The organism is Actinoplanes hulinensis, assembly GCF_019429605.1.
In the GTDB taxonomy this organism is placed as follows: Bacteria; Actinomycetota; Actinomycetes; order Mycobacteriales; family Micromonosporaceae; genus Actinoplanes; species Actinoplanes campanulatus.
This window is the reverse complement of record NZ_JAHXZI010000025.1, coordinates 1-16,389: the sequence shown is the minus strand read 5'-3', so window position 1 is coordinate 16,389 and position 16,389 is coordinate 1. Positions and strand designations below refer to the sequence as shown.

Sequence of the window (16,389 nt, the reverse complement as noted above, 5' to 3'; positions counted from 1 at the left end):
CTCACCGAATCTTTCACCCCGCATGCCGGGTATGCCGCCGTGCGCGATGCCCGGCGGCCAGAGAAAGGGAGCCCTCGTGGAGATACGATCCCGATCGTTGTGGGTTCGAACGCTGATCGCCGGCACCGTTGCCGCCGTCGGGGCGTTCGGCGCCCTGACGGTGATGCCGTCGGCCGATGCCGCAGAGTCCACCCTGGGCGCCGCGGCCGCACAGTCGGGCCGCTACTTCGGCACGGCGATCGCCGCCGGCCGGCTCAGCAACTCCACCTACACCACGATCGCCGGGCGCGAGTTCAACATGGTGACCGCCGAGAACGAGATGAAGCCGGACGCCACGCAACCCCAGCGGGGTCAGTTCTCCTTCAGCTCCGGCGACCAGATCTACAACTGGGCGACCCAGCGCGGCATGAAGGTCCGCGGCCACACCCTCGCCTGGCACGCACAACAGCCGGGCTGGATGCAGAGTCTCAGCGGCAGCACCCTGCGCCAGGCCATGATCGATCACATCAACGGCGTGATGGCCCACTACAAGGGAAAGCTCGCCGCCTGGGACGTCGTCAACGAGGCCTTCAACGAGGACGGCAGCCGTCGCCAGTCCAACCTCCAGGGCACCGGCAACGACTGGATCGAGGTGGCGTTCCGCACCGCGCGCAACGCCGACCCGTCGGTCAAGCTGTGTTACAACGACTACAACATCGAGAACTGGTCCTACGGCAAGACGCAGGGCGTCTACAACATGATCCGGGACTTCAAGTCCCGCGGCGTGCCGATCGACTGCGTGGGCCTGCAGACCCACTTCACCGGCGGTAGCTCGCTGCCGGGCAACTTCCAGACCACCCTGTCGAGCTTCGCGGCCCTGGGCGTGGACGTCACCCTGACCGAGGTCGACGTCACCAACGCCTCGACCAGCCAGTACGCCGGCCTGACCCAGGCCTGCCTCAACGTGCCGCGATGCATCGGCATCACCGTGTGGGGCGTGCGCGACAGCGACTCCTGGCGTGCCAGCGAGAACCCGCTGCTGTTCGACGGCAACGGCAACAAGAAGGCCGCCTACACCTCGGTGCTCAACGCTCTCAACGGCGCGGGCCCGAACCCGTCCTCGCCGGCCCCGTCCTCCTCGGGCACGCCGGGTACCGGCAACCGGATCGTCGGCGCCCAGTCCGGCCGGTGCGTCGACGTGCCGGGCGCGACACAGAACAACGGCACCCGCGTCCAGCTCTACGACTGCAACGGCCAGGCCAACCAGACCTGGACGCTCACGTCCAGCAGGCAACTGACGGTGTACGGCACGAGGTGCCTGGATGCCGCCGGCTCCGGCAACGGCTCGGCCGTGCAGATCTACGCCTGCAACGGGCAGGCCAACCAGCAGTGGAACGTCAACACCAACGGCACCATCACCAACGTGCAGTCCGGACGGTGCCTCGACGTGTGGGGAACCGGCAACGGCCAGCAGATCCAGATCTACGACTGCAACGGCCAGGCCAACCAGCGGTTCAGCCTGAGCTGAGCGCCACGTTCGCCGTAACGGTCCGGGCCGGGGCAGCAGAGCCCCGGCCCGGATCCGCCGTGGCCGGAATACGGTTTCCCGCACGTGTCGCGGTGGCGGCGTACGGGTTTCCGGCACGAATTCCGGCATGACACATCTCTCATTTGCTTGATTGGATGAATGCCTGGCGAAAGCATTGCCCCCAGTCAATTCGCGGGACCTCAGCGCGGCCATCCGGGGTGGCCGCCCATCCGAAGGTGTTCTGGTGATTCACACCCGTTTCGAATCGGTCGGCGCCTACCTTCCGACGGCCGTCGTCACCACCCGGGACCTCGTCGCACAGATGAGCTACCAGCCACCGTTCGACCTCCAGAGCATCACCGGAATCGCTGAACGACGGGTCCACGACAAGCACCCGGAAACCTTCGAGGACTCGTTCGTGCTGGCCCGGCGGGCGGCCGAGGACTGCCTGTCCCGCTCGCGGTACGCCGCCGCCGACCTCGATGTGATCATTTCGACGTCGATCACCCGGTTCAAGGACGGTGACGACTTTCATTTCGAGCCGTCGTTCGCCCACCAGCTCGCCCGGGCGCTCGGCGCCCGGCAGGCGATTCACTTCGACGTCTCCAATGCATGCGCCGGAATGATGACCGGCGTCGCGATCCTGGACCGGATGATCAAGGCAGGAAACATTCGTAACGGAATCGTGGTCAGCGGTGAACGGATCACCGCGATAGCGGAAACCGCGGTCAAGGAGATCGGCGAGGCGTACGACCCGCAGTTCGGCTCGCTGACCGTCGGCGACTCCGGGGCGGCGGTCATCGTCGACGAATCCACGTCGGAGGCCGACCGGATCCACTATGTGGAGCTGATGACCTGCTCGGAGTACTCGCACCTGTGCATCGGCAAACCGAGCGACCGCAACCAGGGCATCGCCCTCTACACCGACAACCATCAGATGCACAAGGAAGAACGCTCCCGGCTGTGGACCCGGTTCCAGAGTGACTTCCTGGCCAAACGCGGGTCGAGCTTCGCCGCCGAAGACTACGACTACATCATCCACCACCAGGTCGGCAGTAGGTTCATCCGCAACTTCAACAACCATGGCGAGGCCGCGTTCGGTACGCCGATGCCCGAGTCGCTGTCCGTGGTCGAGAAGTACGGCAACACCTCCACCACCTCGCACTTCCTGGTCCTGCACGATCACCTGCGCGGCCCCAGGGCCCGGGCCGGGGCGAAATACCTCTTCGTGCCGGCCGCCTCGGGTGTGGTCACCGGTTGCGTCTCCGCCACCATCAGCTCGCTGGAGGTCTGAGCATGCCCACCGCCATCATGTCCACGGCCGTGAGCACCGACCCGTACCTCGGCGGCTCCATCGCGCACGCCTCGGCCGCCGCCACCGCCTGTCTCGAACGAGCCGGCATCGGCCCCGACCAGGTGGATCTCCTGATCAACGTCGGTGTCTACCGCGACGAGAACATGGCCGAACCGGCGATGTCGGCGCTGATCCAGAAGAACGTCGGCACCAACCTGGACTACCTGCGCTCGGGCCGCGCGGCCCTGTCCTTCGACCTGATGAACGGCGCCTGCGGGGTGCTCAACGCGGTGCAGGTGGCCGGTGCGTTCCTGGAGACCGGCGACGCCGAGTTCGTCCTGGTCGTCTCCGGCGACGCACACCCGTCCGGCCGGCCGGACCCGGCCTTCGGGTACGCCTCGGTCGGCGCGGCGATACTGCTGTCGCGCACGGCCGACGCCGGCACCGGGTTCGGCCGGGTCGGCACCGCGGCCGATGACGGCGGCACACCGGGAGTCGTCGGCTACATCGACCTCGACGCGGTCGGAACACTGGGACGCGAGCGGGTCACGGTGGAACGGGACGCCGACTACACCGACCGGCTGGTCGAGTTCGCGGCGGCCGAGGCGGCCCGGTACGCCGCCGAGGAAGGCATCGACCTGTCGGACGTCCTGCTGGTCGCGTCGCAACCGACGTCCACGTTCGCGGCCGAGCTGGCCGGGCGCCTGGGGATCGCGGCGCCGGCCGTGGTCACCGTGCGGGGCGTCGACGCGGACCCGCACTCCTCCGCCCTGACCTTCGCATACCACCAGGCGGTCAGCACCGGCCAGGCGGCCGCATACCCGCAAGCACTGTTCGTGGCGGCCGGCGCTGGACTGTCGGTGGCCTGCTCGGTCTACCGCGGCGCCCGCTGATGGCCACCTCGACCGTGGCCGGCGTCGCCGCCCGGCTGGCCGCCCACGCGCGTGACCTCGGCACCCGAGACGCCGTGATCCGGCCCGGCCACGGCAGGCTGACCTTCCACGAACTCGACGAACAATCCGACACGTACGCCGCCGGCCTGCACGCGCTGGGCATCGGCAAGGGCACCAAGACCGTCCTGATGCTGCGCCCGGGGCTCGAGCTGTTCCCGGTGCTGTTCGGGCTGCTCAAGCTCGGCGCGGTGCCGGTCGTCGTCGATCCCGGCATGGGCGTACGCCGGATGCTGCACTGCTACCGCAGCGCCGGAGCCGACGCGTTCATCGGTATCGGGGCCGCGCACGTGGTGCGGTTGCTGAACCGGCGCGCGTTCGCCGGGACGCGCACACTCGTCACCGCCGGACGGCGCTGGGGCTGGGGCGGGACCACGCTGCGTACGCTCGCCACCCACCGGGGCCCGGCACCGACCGCCCAACCGGACGCCGGCGACCTGTTGATGATCGGCTTCACCACCGGCAGCACCGGGCCGGCCAAGGGCGTCGAGTCCACCCACGGCGCCCTGGAGGCGACGGTCGAGCAGGTGATCGCCGCACACGGCCAGTCGGCCGACGACGTCGCGCTGGTCACCTCGCCGATGTTCGGCGTCCTGCACCTGCTGATCGGCTCCACCTGCGTACTCGCCCCGATCGACCCGGCCCGTGTCGGCGCCGCGGCCCCGGCTACGATCGCCGACACGATCGAGGAATACGGCGTCACCACCATGTTCGCCTCTCCGGCCCTGCTCGGCCCGTTCGGCCGGTACCTGCGCGACACCGGGCGGCGGTTGCCGTCGCTGCGCACCCTGGTTTCCGGGGGCGCACCGGTCCCCGATCGGCTCGTCCCGCTGCTGCACCGCCATGACCTGCGGTTCCACAACACCTACGGCGCGACCGAGGCGCTGCCGATCGCCTCGATCGAATCACGCGAGATCCTGCGCGACGCCGGCGCCGGCAGCCGTGCCGGGGCGGGAACGTGCGTCGGCCGTCCGGTGGACGGCATCGAAGTGCGCGTCGTGCACATCACCGACGAGCCGATGCCGGTGTGGCGCGAGGACCTGCGTACGGCGCCCGGCGAGATCGGTGAGATCACCATCGCCGGCCCCACCGTCAGCCCCCGGTACCATCGGCTGCCCGAGGCCGACGCGGCCTCCAAGATCGCCGACGGTGACCGGCGCTGGCACCGTACCGGTGATCTCGGCTGGATCGACGACCAGGGCCGGATCTGGTTCTGTGGGCGCAAGAGCCAACGGGTCGGTGACCTGCACACCGTGCAGTGCGAGGGGGTCTTCGATGCCCACCCGGACGTGCACCGCACGGCTCTGGTCGAGGCCGACGGCCGTCCGGTGGTGTGCGTCGAGGCCTGCCGGGGCGTCGACGATCACGACCGGTTGCGCCGCGAGCTGCACGAGCTGGCGCAGAGCCAACCGATGACGAAGACCCTGGACACGTTCATGTTCCATCCGTCGTTCCCGGTCGACATCCGGCACAACGCGAAGATCAACCGGGAGTACCTGTCGCGCTGGGCGGCACACCGGCTGCGACCGAGCCGCCGGCGCGACCTCGCACCGCGCCTCCTCCCCCTGGCCGGCTGGGCATTCCTCGGGTACGGCCTGCTCGGGCCGATGCCGCACCCGGCGCTGTGGGCACTGTGGTGGATCGACGCGTTCCTGAGCATCGTCGTGCACCTCCTGCAGCTCCCGGTCGTGCTGCCCCGGGCCCGCCGGGCCGGCATCACCCCGGCGCGCGCCGTCGCGATGACCGTCGTATTCGGCGCGACCTGGTGGCGAGGTCTGCCGTGAAGGTCCTGGTGACCGGCGCCTCCGGCTTCCTCGGCGGGCACCTCGCCGAGGCGGCCGTCGCGGCCGGCGACGATGTACGCGCCCTGCTGCGCCCGGGTGCGACCCTGTCCATGGATGCCGGCGCGCATCGCGTCGAACCGGCGCGCGGGGATCTGTCCGACCCGGCGTCACTCGACGCGGCGACGCGCGACGTGGAGGTCGTCTACCACTCGGCGGCGCGGGTGACCGATCACGGCACCCGGGCACAGTTCCACGACACCAACATCGCCGGCACCGAACGGCTGCTGGCGGCGGCTCGCGCCAACGGCGTACGCCGGTTCGTGTTCGTCAGCAGCCCGAGCGCCGTGATGGACGGCGGAGATCAGGTCGCCATCGACGAGAGCACGCCGTACCCGGCCAGATATCTGAACCTGTACTCGGAGACCAAGGCGGCGGCCGAACGCCTGGTGCTGGCCGCGAACGCGCCCGGGTTCACCACCTGCGCGCTGCGCCCGCGCGGCATCTGGGGGCCGCGTGACTGGTACGGCTTCATGCCCCGGCTGATCGCGAAGCTGCGTACCGGGCGCCTGCCCGACCTCTCCGGCGGGCGCACCGTGCACGCCTCGCTGTGCCACGTCTCCAGCGCCGCCCGGGCCTGCCTGCTCGCCGCGGGTTCGGACCGGGTCGGCGGCCGGGCGTACTTCGTGACCGACGCCGAGATCACCGATGTGTGGGCGCTGATCGCGCAGGTCGCCCGGCTGTTCGACGCGGCGCCACCGACGCGCCGGGTGCCGCCGGCCGTACGCGACGCGCTCGTCGCAACGGTCGAGACCGTATGGCGCATCCCGTACCTGCGCCATCGGCACTCCCCGCCGCTGTCGCGGTACTCGGTCGCGCTGCTGACACGATCGAGCACGTACGACACGAGCGCCGCTACCCGCGACTTCGGGTACGCCCCCGTGATCGACCAGCAGACCGGGCTCCGGCAGTTGCGCGCGTGGGCCGACGGCATCGGTGGCGTCGACGCGTTCACCAGGCACGCCCGGTGAGCCGCTACCAGCGGCCGGTGTCGCCGACCGAATGGTTCTACCTGGCCGCCGAGCGCACCATGCCGCCCTTCGCCGTCCAGCTCGTCGTCGAAGGCGAGGGACGCCTCGACCCCGAGGCGCTGACCCGGGCGGTGCGGGTGGCGTCGGCCGCATGCCCGGGGGCGCGCCTGACCCGGCACGGCCGCGCCTGGGCCGACACCGGGCAGGCCCCGCCGGTGACCGTCGCCGACGGCACTGCGCGGTGGACCGATCACGCGTCCGCTCCGCTGGAACGCACCTGTGAGGTCGTGGCCGCCGAGGGCGGGGTGCTGTTCCGGGTGTCGCACACCGTGATGGACGGCCGGGGCGCGCTGACCTGGATCGCGGACGTGTTCCGGGCGCTACGCGGCGAGCCGCCGCTGGGCGCCCCGGCGGCGCTCACCGACTACGAGCTGGTCGAGCGGCTGGGCACGCCCGGCCGGCGACCTCGCACGAGCGTCGGCTGGCGCTCACCGTTGGCCGGGCCACCCGTCGAACGCACAGCGGCGCGGCACTGGGCCCGGCGGACCATCGACGGCAACCCTCCCGGACTGGTCGCGAAGCTCGCCGCGGCGGTGGCCGCGTTCTCCGGTGCCGGCCGGTCACGCTTCATGGTGCCGGTCGACCTGCGCCGGCACGACACGGCGATGCGCAGCACCGCCAACCTGAGCCTGCCGGTGTTCCTCGCCGCGGGGCCGGACGAGACGTGGGAGGCCCTGCACAAACAGATCCTGCGCGCCCTCGTCGAACGCCGGGAGGTCACCGGCGGGGCGCTGGAACGGGCCGCATACCGGCTGCCGCTGGGTCTGCTCTCCCGGTTTCTGACGGTGGCCGGTGACCGGCACCTGTGCTCGGCGATCCTGTCGCACCTCGGTCGCGTCGATCCGGCCGACTTCAGCACCGGCGGGTTCCGGGCGTCGACGGTCTTCGCACTGCCGACGCACGCGCCGATGGCCCCACTGTCGATCGTGGCGACGGCGTCACCCGGGCACACCGAGCTGACCATGGCCCACCACGGCAGGCCCGAAAGCGCCGAGGCGCTGCTGGACGCGGTCGAGGCGGCGCTCTCGCAACACCGGCACCGGCCGGGCGCGACCCGCGTCACGTACGGATAATCGGGTGTGCCGTTGTGGTGTTTTCACTAGCGTCCCGCCGCATGGGGAACGACATTCTGCGCACCGAACGCCTCGAACTTCGCCCGGTGCGTGACGAGGACATCGACCGGATCCTGGAGTATCGCAATCTGCCGGAGGTCACCCGCTGGCTGTTGCGCACGAATGTGGACCCGGAGCCCTTCCGGGCGGCGTGGCGGCGCGCGACGGCGGACCCGGACGACCACAGCAGGGCGGTCGTGCTGGACGGCGTGGTGATCGGAACCGTCTCGCTCGAGGCGCTCGACGGCATGGGGGGACAGCCCGGCATGCCATCGAGGACGGAGGCCCTGCTCGGCTACACCTTCGACCCGGCCTTCGGCGGCCGGGGCTACGCGACGGAGGCGGTCACCGCGATGGTGGCGTACGCGTTCGAGCGGCTCGGTATTCGACGGATCACCGCCGGCTGTTTCGCGGACAATCTCGCCTCGGTGCGGGTCCTCGAAAAGGTCGGCATGCGTCGTGAGCAGCACGGTGTCGGCGATTCCTGGCACGCCGAGCTGGGCTGGGTGGACGGGTACACGTACGCCCTGCTCGCCGGTGAATGGCTACGGGAGGCGACGCCGTAGGCGGGCCGGACGGAATCATCCGCTATCCGGGCAGCCCCGAGGATGAGCGTGTGCGGTGGTCCGGCGCCGGCTCCGGCCGGACGAACTGCGACAGGGGCAGCAGGATGCGAAAGGTGGTGCCGGCGCCGAGCGTCGAGTCCACGGTGATGGCGCCTCCGGCGTCGCCGACGATGCCGTAGACGGTGGCGAGCCCGAGACCGGTGCCCTGGTCGGCCGGCTTGGTGGTGAAGAAGGGCTCGAAGAGGCGGTCCTTGACCTCCGCGCTCATGCCGGTGCCGTTGTCGCTGACCGTCAACTGGGCGTAGCGACCGGCCGGCAGGGTCTGCTGAGCCGGATCTTCGGAAAGTTCGACGGCGCTGGTCGCGATGGCCACGAATCCACCGTCGGGCATCGCGTCGCGGGCGTTGATGACGAGGTTGAACAGGATCTGGTCGAGGCGGCTGCGGTTGGCGTACACCGGCAGGGCCTTGGAACAGGTGTGGCATCGCAGCGTGACGCCGGCGCCGATGGCCCGGCTCAGCAGGTCGGTGGCGTCCGTGACGACCGTGTTCAGGTCGACGATCTCGACGTGGGTCGGTTCCCGTTTGGCGAACAGCAATAGCTGGCTGGTCAGTTCCTGGGCCTGATGGGCGGCGTTGCGGATCCGGGCCAGGTCCTCCGCCACCTCGGCGCCGGTGTCCTCGGCGATGAACTCGATGCAGTTGAGGATGATGGCGAGCAGATTGTTGAAGTCGTGTGCCACGCCGCTGGCGAGCTGACCGAGACTCTCCAGCCGGGCGGCCCGGGCCGCGCGTTCGTCGGCGGTCTTCTGTTCGGCCTCCCGCTGTCTGCGGGCGGTGACGTCGCGTTCGGTGGCCGCGCCACCGATGAGCTCGCCGTCATCGTCGCGGATCGGCCAGACGTTTGTCGACACGAAGATCTCTCTGCCGTCCTTGCGCCGTCGTGGCGTCTCCTCGAACTGGAACTCGATGCCGTCGGCCAGACCTTTGAGCACTCCGGCGTGCCGGGCTTCGCTGTCGGGTTGCAGCAGCATCGCCACGCGACGGCCGATCGCCTCGTCGGCCGTGTAGCCGTAGAGGCGCTCGGCGCCGCTGTTCCAGGTCGTGATGGTTCCGTCGAGAGCGAGCGTGAGGGTGGCGTCGGCGGACTGTTCGACGATGGCGGCCAGGATCGCCTTGTTCCGCGCCTTGTTCACGAGGTTGCGCGCCGCCGCCCAGGTGAGCACCGTGGCGATCACGAGACAGGCGACACCGACCACGACCATGAGCGTCAACCCTCGGGTGCTGGTCGTTCGTGCCGCGGCGGCGTCGCTCGCGGTGTCGGCCTGCGCCTGCACGGCAAGTCGATCGACCGCGGCGGCGGCCTGGTCGAACCAGTGCAGTGCCTCACCCGCGACCAGGTCGTTGGACGCCGCGATCATGGCGGGCGTGCCGGCCCGGTACCCGGCCACGATCCGCTCGTCGGCTTCCATGAAGCGGTCGAAGGCGTACTCGGCGGTGCCCAGCAGCCGCCGCTCCTCCCCGTTGAGGTCATGGGCTCCGATCCGGGCGAGATCCTGCCTTAGGGCCTCCGCTGAGGTCAGGAAATTCGCCCGCATACCGACCGTGTCGGCGGTGGCGTCCGGCACGCCCCGGATCGCGTTGAACGCGTACCCGGTCTGCCAGCCGTTGAGGTCGGCGGTGCGGAATTTGGCGATCAGCGCGTCACGTTGCAGCGCCGCGGACGTGGCCACGCGTTGATCCGCGTGGCGCTGCGCGACGATGTTCCAGACGGCAGCACCGATCATGACGACCAGCAGTAGCGTGACCGATCCGAAAGTGGCGCTGAGTCGCGCGCCGACACGAACTCGACGCAACCTCTGCATGTCTCCACTCCTGGGGAGGTGTCACACATAAGGCCAGTTCACGTCGATTTCGCGATTCCGCGACATCGCGAGGCGCGTCTCTGGCTGTTTACCTCACATTAGCGGCAGATCGGCCACGGAAAGGGCGGATCAACCGCGCTGCCCGGGGTGATCGGCTCCGCGATCGAGGTCGGCACCCTGCGCGCGGCCGCCTCCGGGCGGTCGCGTGGATCGCTCACTGTGGACCGATCGTCGTCCGAATATTTCCTGCGCTGAAGTATTCAGCGTTTCCGCCGCCCATCCGATCTGAATCGCAACGTGGCGGGGGCCACACCCGGCTGAGCCGGTGTCGAGTGCGGGGGTGTTATGAGCAGGTCGGACGAGGTACGTGGGTTCCGCGGCCACCGGTGGGCGCGGCTGGTGACCGACCTCAAGGTCGGCACCAAGATCGGGATGGCTGTCGGCGCGATGGCATTGGCGACCGCCGGGGTGGCCGGCGTCGCGCTGACCAGGATGAGCGAGATGCAGAGCCAGTCCGACTACATGTACGGCCAGACACTGGTGCCGATCACCGACCTGACCCGCATGCAGCACGCGTCCGATCTCCTGCAGAACCGCCTGCTCAACGCCGCGGTGTCCACCGACCCAGCCCAGGTGCGCTCGTACCTGCAGGCCAGCCAGGACCAGGACGGGCTCTTCGACCAGGCGTTCGCGGCCTACACCGGCACGGACATGACCGGCCGGGAGGAGGCGGTGGCCGAGGTCGAACAGGCTGTCGCCGCCATCCGGCAGCTGCGCGACACCAAGCTCGGCCCGGCCGCCGAGAAGGACGATCGGGAGGAATTCGCCCGCGTACGGGACGAAGAGGCCAAGCCGATCCTCATTGACCTCAACGACGGGGTGCAGAGCCTCATCGAGATCGAAGGCGACGCCGCCCGCGCCCGCAACGACGAGTCGCGTGCCACCTCCGACAGCGCCCGAACCACGGTGACCGTGTTCGTCGTCCTCGGGGTGCTGCTGGCCGGCGCCGCGAGCTGGCTCATCGCCCGCGGGATCACCGGCCGGCTGTCGCGGTGTGTATCGGTGCTCACGCGGGTGCAGGGCGGGGATCTCACCCAGCAGACCGGGCTCACCGGCCGCGACGAGGTGGCGCGGCTGGCCATGGCGCTGGACGCCTCGACGGGGTCGACGGCGTCGATGGTGCGTGAGGTGACCGACAACGCCACCCAGGTGGCGGCCGCCGCGGAGGAGTTGTCAGCGGTGTCGACGCAGCTGTCGGCGTCGTCGGAGGAGACGTCGGCCCAGGCGGGGACGGTCTCGGCGGCCGCGGACCGGGTGTCGGGCAACGTGCAGACGGTGGCGGCCGGCGCGGAGCAGATGTCGGCCTCCATCGGTGAGATCGCGGGCAATGCGGGTGAGGCGGCGAAGGTGGCCACCGAGGCGGCCGAGGCGGCCGCCCGGACCAACAAGATCGTGGCGCGGCTGGGGCAGTCCTCGGCGCAGATCTCCGGCGTGGTGCAGCTGATCACGTCGATTGCCGAGCAGACGAACCTGCTGGCGCTGAACGCGACCATCGAGGCGGCGCGTGCGGGTGAGCACGGCAAGGGATTCGCGGTGGTGGCGACCGAGGTGAAGGACCTGGCGCAGGAGACGGCGCGGGCCACCGGTGACATCGCGGCGCGGATCTCGGCGATCCAGGGCGAGACCACGCAGGCGATCTCGGCGATCGGGGAGATCGCGGAGGTGACCGGCCGGATCAACGACTACACGGCGACGATCGCCGCGGCGGTGGAGGAGCAGACCGCGACGACCAGCGAGATGGTACGGAACGTGGCGCAGGCGGCATCGGGCACCGGGGAGATCGCCGGAAACATCGCGGGGGTGGCGACGGCGGCGGATTCGGCGGCGTCGGGCGCGTCGGAGACACAGGCGACGGCGAACAGCCTGGCCGCGATGGCGACGGGGCTGCAGCGGCTGGTCTCCACCTACCAGACATAGCGGTCGAACTCACACCGGTGGCCGGGCCTGGACAGGTCCGGCCACCGGCCCGTCTCCTCGACGGAACACTTCACCTACCCAAGCAGTTTTTCGCTGACCCGAGAATGTCGTACCCCCTGGCTATCTTCATCGGCGTTCCCCCTTCTGCCGAAAGGTGGCCCGGATGCCGGCCGAAACGACGTACCTCGAGCTCTCCGAGGACAACGGGAGCTCCCACAAGTTCTACGAGGTGACCGTCGAGGGCGCCGATCTCACCGTCCGCTACGGGCGGATCGGGGACCGGGGCCAGGTCAAGCAGTCGTCGTTCGCCAACGAGGACAAGGCCCGTTCCGAGGCGGCCAAGAAGATCGGCGAGAAGGTCCGTAAGGGGTATGCGCCGGCGGTCATCGGTCAGCGGCAGCCTCGCTCGGTCACCCGCCGGCAGATCGTCAGCACCCGTTCGACCGCCAAGCGCGCCCCCGTCCTGTGGCGCTACAAGACCGGCAGTCCCGCGTTCGGTGTCTTCGTCGACGACGACGTCTGCATGGTCGGCAACGAGGCCGGCCTCATCACCACGCTGAACCATCAGGCCGAGGTGCAGCGGCAGTTCCGGCTTCCCGACGGCGTCAAGTGCATCGTCGCCGACGACCGCTGGATCTACGCCGGATGCGACGACGGCAACGTGTACGACCTGTCCGGCAAGGTGCCCCGCCTGGCGTACCGCATCGCACCCGAGATCGACATCTACTGGCTGGACATCCACGACGGTGTTCTCGGCGTCTCGGACGCCAACGGCGGCATCGCGGCCATCGACCACGAGGACGAGTTCCTGTGGCAGCGGCCCGGCCGCGGCTCGTCGGCCTGGATGGTGCGCTGCGACGACAACGCCGTCCACCACGGGCACAGCGCCGGCGTCACCAGCTACGACTGGCGCACCGGCCAGGAGCTGTGGCACACCGGCACCCGCGGCGCCGTCCTCTTCGGCTGGCAGGAGCGCGACACCGTCTACGCCGGCACGTCCGCCCGCCAGGTCGCGGAGCTCGGCAAGGACGGCAAGCACCGCCAGACCTACCAGTGCGACGCCGCCGTGTTCTCCTGCGCCGCCGCCGAGGACGGCCGCTATGTCTTCGCCGGTGACAGCGCGTCCTCGGTCTACTGCTTCGACGCCGCCGGCACCCGCCTGTGGAAACTCGCCACCGGTTGCGGCTCCGCCTACTCCATGCAGTACCACGGCGAGCGCCTCTACCTCGTCACCACCGACGGCTCGCTGGCCTGCATCGACGCCAGCGAGCAGGCCATCCGGTCGGCCGTCGACGGCACGGTCCCCGTGGTGGTGGACGTGAAGGCCCCGCCGCGCATGGCGGAGGTGGCTCCCTCCACCACCGTCGAGATCGTCCACGACCCGGCCGACGGCATCGTCGTCGAATGCGTCGAGGAGTCCGGCCGCCTCCGCATTCGCGTGGTGTCCGCCGGCTACCACCACGACTGGCAGGTCCAGTTCCCCAAGGGCATCCGGGAGAGCGGCACCCGCTACGTGGTCACCGGGATCCGGGAGGCCTCCCGCGGCGGCTTCTACCGCGCCTACGGCGACATCCGCCGTCTCGGCTGACAGAGATCCGGCCGGGTGGCGCGGCGGCGACACCCGGCCGGAGACCTGCCGTCAGGGGGTGAGAACGACGGTGGAGATGCTGCGGGCGGGGACATTGACGGAGACCTGTCCACCGTTGACGGTGGCCGGCTGGCTCGCGGCGTTCGCGTGGAGCGAGGTCACGTAGTGGTCGGCGCGGCTGATGTTCTGCGGCGCCCGGATGACGGCGTTGTTCACCGCGCCCGCCGAGCGGTTGAGGACGACCAGGGTGATCTTGCCGCCGCCCTGGTAGGCGGTGATCTCCAGCGGCGACGCCTTGGTGCTCTTGGCCAGGGCGACACGCTGGTGACCGGGGCGGACGTACTTGGCGAACTGGGAGAACGCGTAGCCGCGTTTGAGCGGGGCGCCGGCCGTGGTGCCGTAGGCGGCCTCGCCGTCACCGATGAACGAGTAGAAACGCTTGCCGTACCACCAGATGTAGGCGCTCCAGTTGGACTCCATCGACCTGTGGACCGTACGCATGATGTCGTCGAGGGTCTCGTTCCAGACGGTCTGGTCGGCGGGGTTGCCCCAGATGTTGGAGCCGCTGCCGTCGGCCTCGTGGAGGTTCCACTCGGTCATCCACACCGGCTTGCCGTTCTGCGCGGCGAGCGGGTAGTCCCTCAGGCGGCCGGACGCCTCGGTGCCGTAGAGGTGGCCGCCGATGTAGCCGATGTTGTCGCGGGCGGCCGGGTCGTTGAGGGTCGGATCGGTGTAGCCGTAGTTGAGGTTCACCGCCTCGGCGACCATGAGCCTGGTGTTCTGGACCTTGGCGCCCTGGTCACGGACGAAGTCGCGCAGTTCGGTGCCGCTCCAGTCCATCGAGTCGTAGTCGGGATGCCAGTCCGGCTCGTTCTGGATCGACGTGACGTCGATGTCGACGCCCTGTCCACGCATGTACTGGACGTAGCTGTTGAGGTGGTTGGCGTAGTCGTCGTAGTAGTCGGTCTTGAGTTTGCCGCCGTTGACGCGGCTGTTGTTCGACTTCCACGCGGCGGGGGCGGTCCAGGGCGAGGCGAGGATCTTGACGCCTGAGCCGTACGACTTCGCGGTCTTCAGGGCGTTGACCTGCGTGCCCCATTCGCCGGAGACCGGTGAGACGCCGGTCCGCACGATCGACAGGCCGAACTGGTTGGCGCCCAGGCCGACCAGGGTCTGTGTCTCGGCGGCCGACCAGGCGCTCCCCCAGATCGACACCGCCGCCCCGAAACCGTCGACGGTCTGATATCTGGTCGCCGTGTTCACGGTGATGTCCGGTGTGGCGCTGGGCCCGGTGCTCGGTGACGTGGTCGGCGACGATGGCGGCGTGGCGCTACCGGTGCAGGCCACCCCGTTGACGGCGAAGCCCACCGGCGCCGGGTTGGCGGCGGTCCATGATCCGTTGAAGCCCAACGAGATACTGCCGTTGGTGGCGATCGCGCCGTTGTAGCTGACGTTCCTGGCGGTGACCGCTGCCCCGCTCTGGGTGACTGTCGCGTTCCACGCCTGGGTGACGGTCTGCCCGGCGCCGTAGGACCAGGTCAGGGTCCAGCTGGTGAGTGGATCGCCGAGGTTGGTGATGGTCACGGCGGCGCCGAATCCGCCCTCCCACTGGGACGACACCGCATAGTTCACCGAACAGCCCGCGGCCGCGGCGGCGGGAAGCGCCACCACGATCGCCGCCGAGCCGGCCAACAGGACACCACCCAGCGCGGCGCCGAACCTGGCGCCTTTGACTTCGCGCATTCTTCTCTCCTGACGGGGACAACGGCTGAACGATCGCGGGGATCGATCGTTTCGCATGGATGACAGCCGATCGACGAATGCTACGGAAGCGCTCCCATTCATTCAAGGAACAGCGGCCGGCCCCTTCTGATCAGCGATTCCGCGACGGCGAGGCATCCCCGACCGGTCAACCGTCGCTCGCATAACACTTTCTTCGACCACACTTCGATGAATGCCGCGAGCCCGAAGACCGCCCCGGAAAGTGTTATGCGGAAGGGCGCTGGATAGTCCGCCAATACGAGCATCAAGGTGCCTTGAAAATCCTGGAAACCTTCTGGCAACATTCCGGCCTATCGATGCATGCCACACCATGCATCCTCAGACGATCCGGTTGTTAGCGATAACAGGAGGCGGTTCCACGATGAGGAGCATGCTGAGAACCCTGGTGGCTCTCGTGCTGACGGCAGCGGCCGTCGTGCTCGGGCCGCCCAGCGCCTCCGCCGCGACGATCGACACCGGCGCTTCCTACGTGCTGGTCAACCGCACCAGTGGCAAGGCACTGGACGTCTACAACCTGTCCACCGCCGACGGCGGCCGGATCACCCAGTGGACGCGTAACGATCAGGCGCAGCAGCAGTGGCAGTTCGTCGACTCCGGCGGCGGCTTCTACCGGCTCAGGTCGAAGCACTCGGGCAAGGTGCTCGACGTCTACAACCTGTCGACGGCCGACGGCGGCGCGATCGTGCAGTGGACGGACAACAACACCACGAATCAGCAGTTCAAGGTCGAGGATGTCGACGGCTACATCCAGTTGATCAACCGCAACAGTGGCAAGGCCGTCGAGGTGCAGGGCGCCTCGACGGCGGACGGCGCGAACATCGTGCAGTACTCCGACTGGAACGGCGCCAACCAGCAATGGCAGCTCGTCCGGGTCGGC

12 protein-coding genes are annotated in these 16,389 nt (G+C 69.4%); 10 read left to right on the top strand and 2 right to left on the bottom strand.

Features of this window, described 5'->3' with window-relative positions; translation table 11 throughout:
* Positions 1 to 97 precede the first annotated feature (97 nt).
* The 7 genes from KZ829_RS36105 (at position 98) to KZ829_RS36075 (ending at position 8,301) form a co-directional block, all read left to right on the top strand.
* Entirely contained in the window at positions 98 to 1,507 is a 1,410-nt protein-coding gene (locus KZ829_RS36105) for an endo-1,4-beta-xylanase (protein ID WP_246636866.1), read from the top strand.
* A 244-nt stretch (positions 1,508 to 1,751) separates the two neighbouring features.
* A complete protein-coding gene (locus KZ829_RS36100; protein WP_308285811.1) occupies positions 1,752 to 2,801 on the top strand; it encodes a 3-oxoacyl-ACP synthase III family protein in 1,050 nt (349 codons plus the stop codon).
* A gap of 2 nt (positions 2,802 to 2,803) precedes the next feature.
* A complete protein-coding gene (locus KZ829_RS36095) occupies positions 2,804 to 3,694 on the top strand; it encodes a beta-ketoacyl-[acyl-carrier-protein] synthase family protein (protein WP_220148330.1) in 891 nt (296 codons plus the stop codon).
* The gene (locus tag KZ829_RS36090; RefSeq protein WP_220148329.1) at positions 3,694 to 5,535 is read left to right on the top strand and encodes a fatty acid CoA ligase family protein; all 1,842 of its coding nucleotides are present in this window, start codon (positions 3,694 to 3,696) and stop codon (positions 5,533 to 5,535) included. The genes KZ829_RS36095 and KZ829_RS36090 overlap by 1 nt, the downstream gene beginning before the upstream one ends.
* Positions 5,532 to 6,563: an NAD-dependent epimerase/dehydratase family protein gene (locus tag KZ829_RS36085; protein ID WP_220148328.1), complete on the top strand. Its 1,032-nt coding sequence runs from the start codon at positions 5,532 to 5,534 to the stop codon at positions 6,561 to 6,563. The genes KZ829_RS36090 and KZ829_RS36085 overlap by 4 nt, the downstream gene beginning before the upstream one ends.
* Positions 6,560 to 7,696, top strand: a complete 1,137-nt coding sequence (locus KZ829_RS36080; protein ID WP_220148327.1) for a condensation domain-containing protein — start codon at positions 6,560 to 6,562, stop codon at positions 7,694 to 7,696. Before KZ829_RS36085 ends, KZ829_RS36080 begins: the two co-directional genes overlap by 4 nt.
* Positions 7,697 to 7,737: 41 nt before the next feature.
* Positions 7,738 to 8,301, top strand: a complete 564-nt coding sequence (locus KZ829_RS36075; RefSeq protein ID WP_220148326.1) for a GNAT family N-acetyltransferase — start codon at positions 7,738 to 7,740, stop codon at positions 8,299 to 8,301.
* Between the two features lie 22 nt (positions 8,302 to 8,323).
* On the opposite strand, the gene KZ829_RS36070 is transcribed toward KZ829_RS36075, so the two are convergent.
* Positions 8,324 to 10,165 (bottom strand): two-component system sensor histidine kinase NtrB, encoded by a 1,842-nt coding sequence (locus tag KZ829_RS36070; protein ID WP_220148325.1) that lies wholly within the window; start codon positions 10,163 to 10,165, stop codon positions 8,324 to 8,326.
* Between the two features lie 345 nt (positions 10,166 to 10,510).
* Between KZ829_RS36070 and KZ829_RS36065 the strand changes: the two genes are divergently transcribed.
* Together KZ829_RS36065 and KZ829_RS36060 are read left to right on the top strand one after the other, a co-directional pair.
* Positions 10,511 to 12,142 (top strand): methyl-accepting chemotaxis protein, encoded by a 1,632-nt coding sequence (locus KZ829_RS36065; RefSeq protein ID WP_220148324.1) that lies wholly within the window; start codon positions 10,511 to 10,513, stop codon positions 12,140 to 12,142.
* 163 nt (positions 12,143 to 12,305) lie between these two features.
* Positions 12,306 to 13,730: a WGR domain-containing protein gene (locus KZ829_RS36060; RefSeq protein ID WP_220148323.1), complete on the top strand. Its 1,425-nt coding sequence runs from the start codon at positions 12,306 to 12,308 to the stop codon at positions 13,728 to 13,730.
* 51 nt (positions 13,731 to 13,781) lie between these two features.
* Here KZ829_RS36060 and KZ829_RS36055 read toward each other — a convergent pair whose 3' ends face one another.
* Entirely contained in the window at positions 13,782 to 15,473 is a 1,692-nt protein-coding gene (locus KZ829_RS36055) for a cellulose binding domain-containing protein (protein WP_220148322.1), read from the bottom strand.
* Between the two features lie 409 nt (positions 15,474 to 15,882).
* Between KZ829_RS36055 and KZ829_RS36050 the strand changes: the two genes are divergently transcribed.
* The coding region (locus tag KZ829_RS36050; protein WP_246636865.1) for an RICIN domain-containing protein at positions 15,883 to 16,389 on the top strand (507 nt) is incomplete at its 3' end.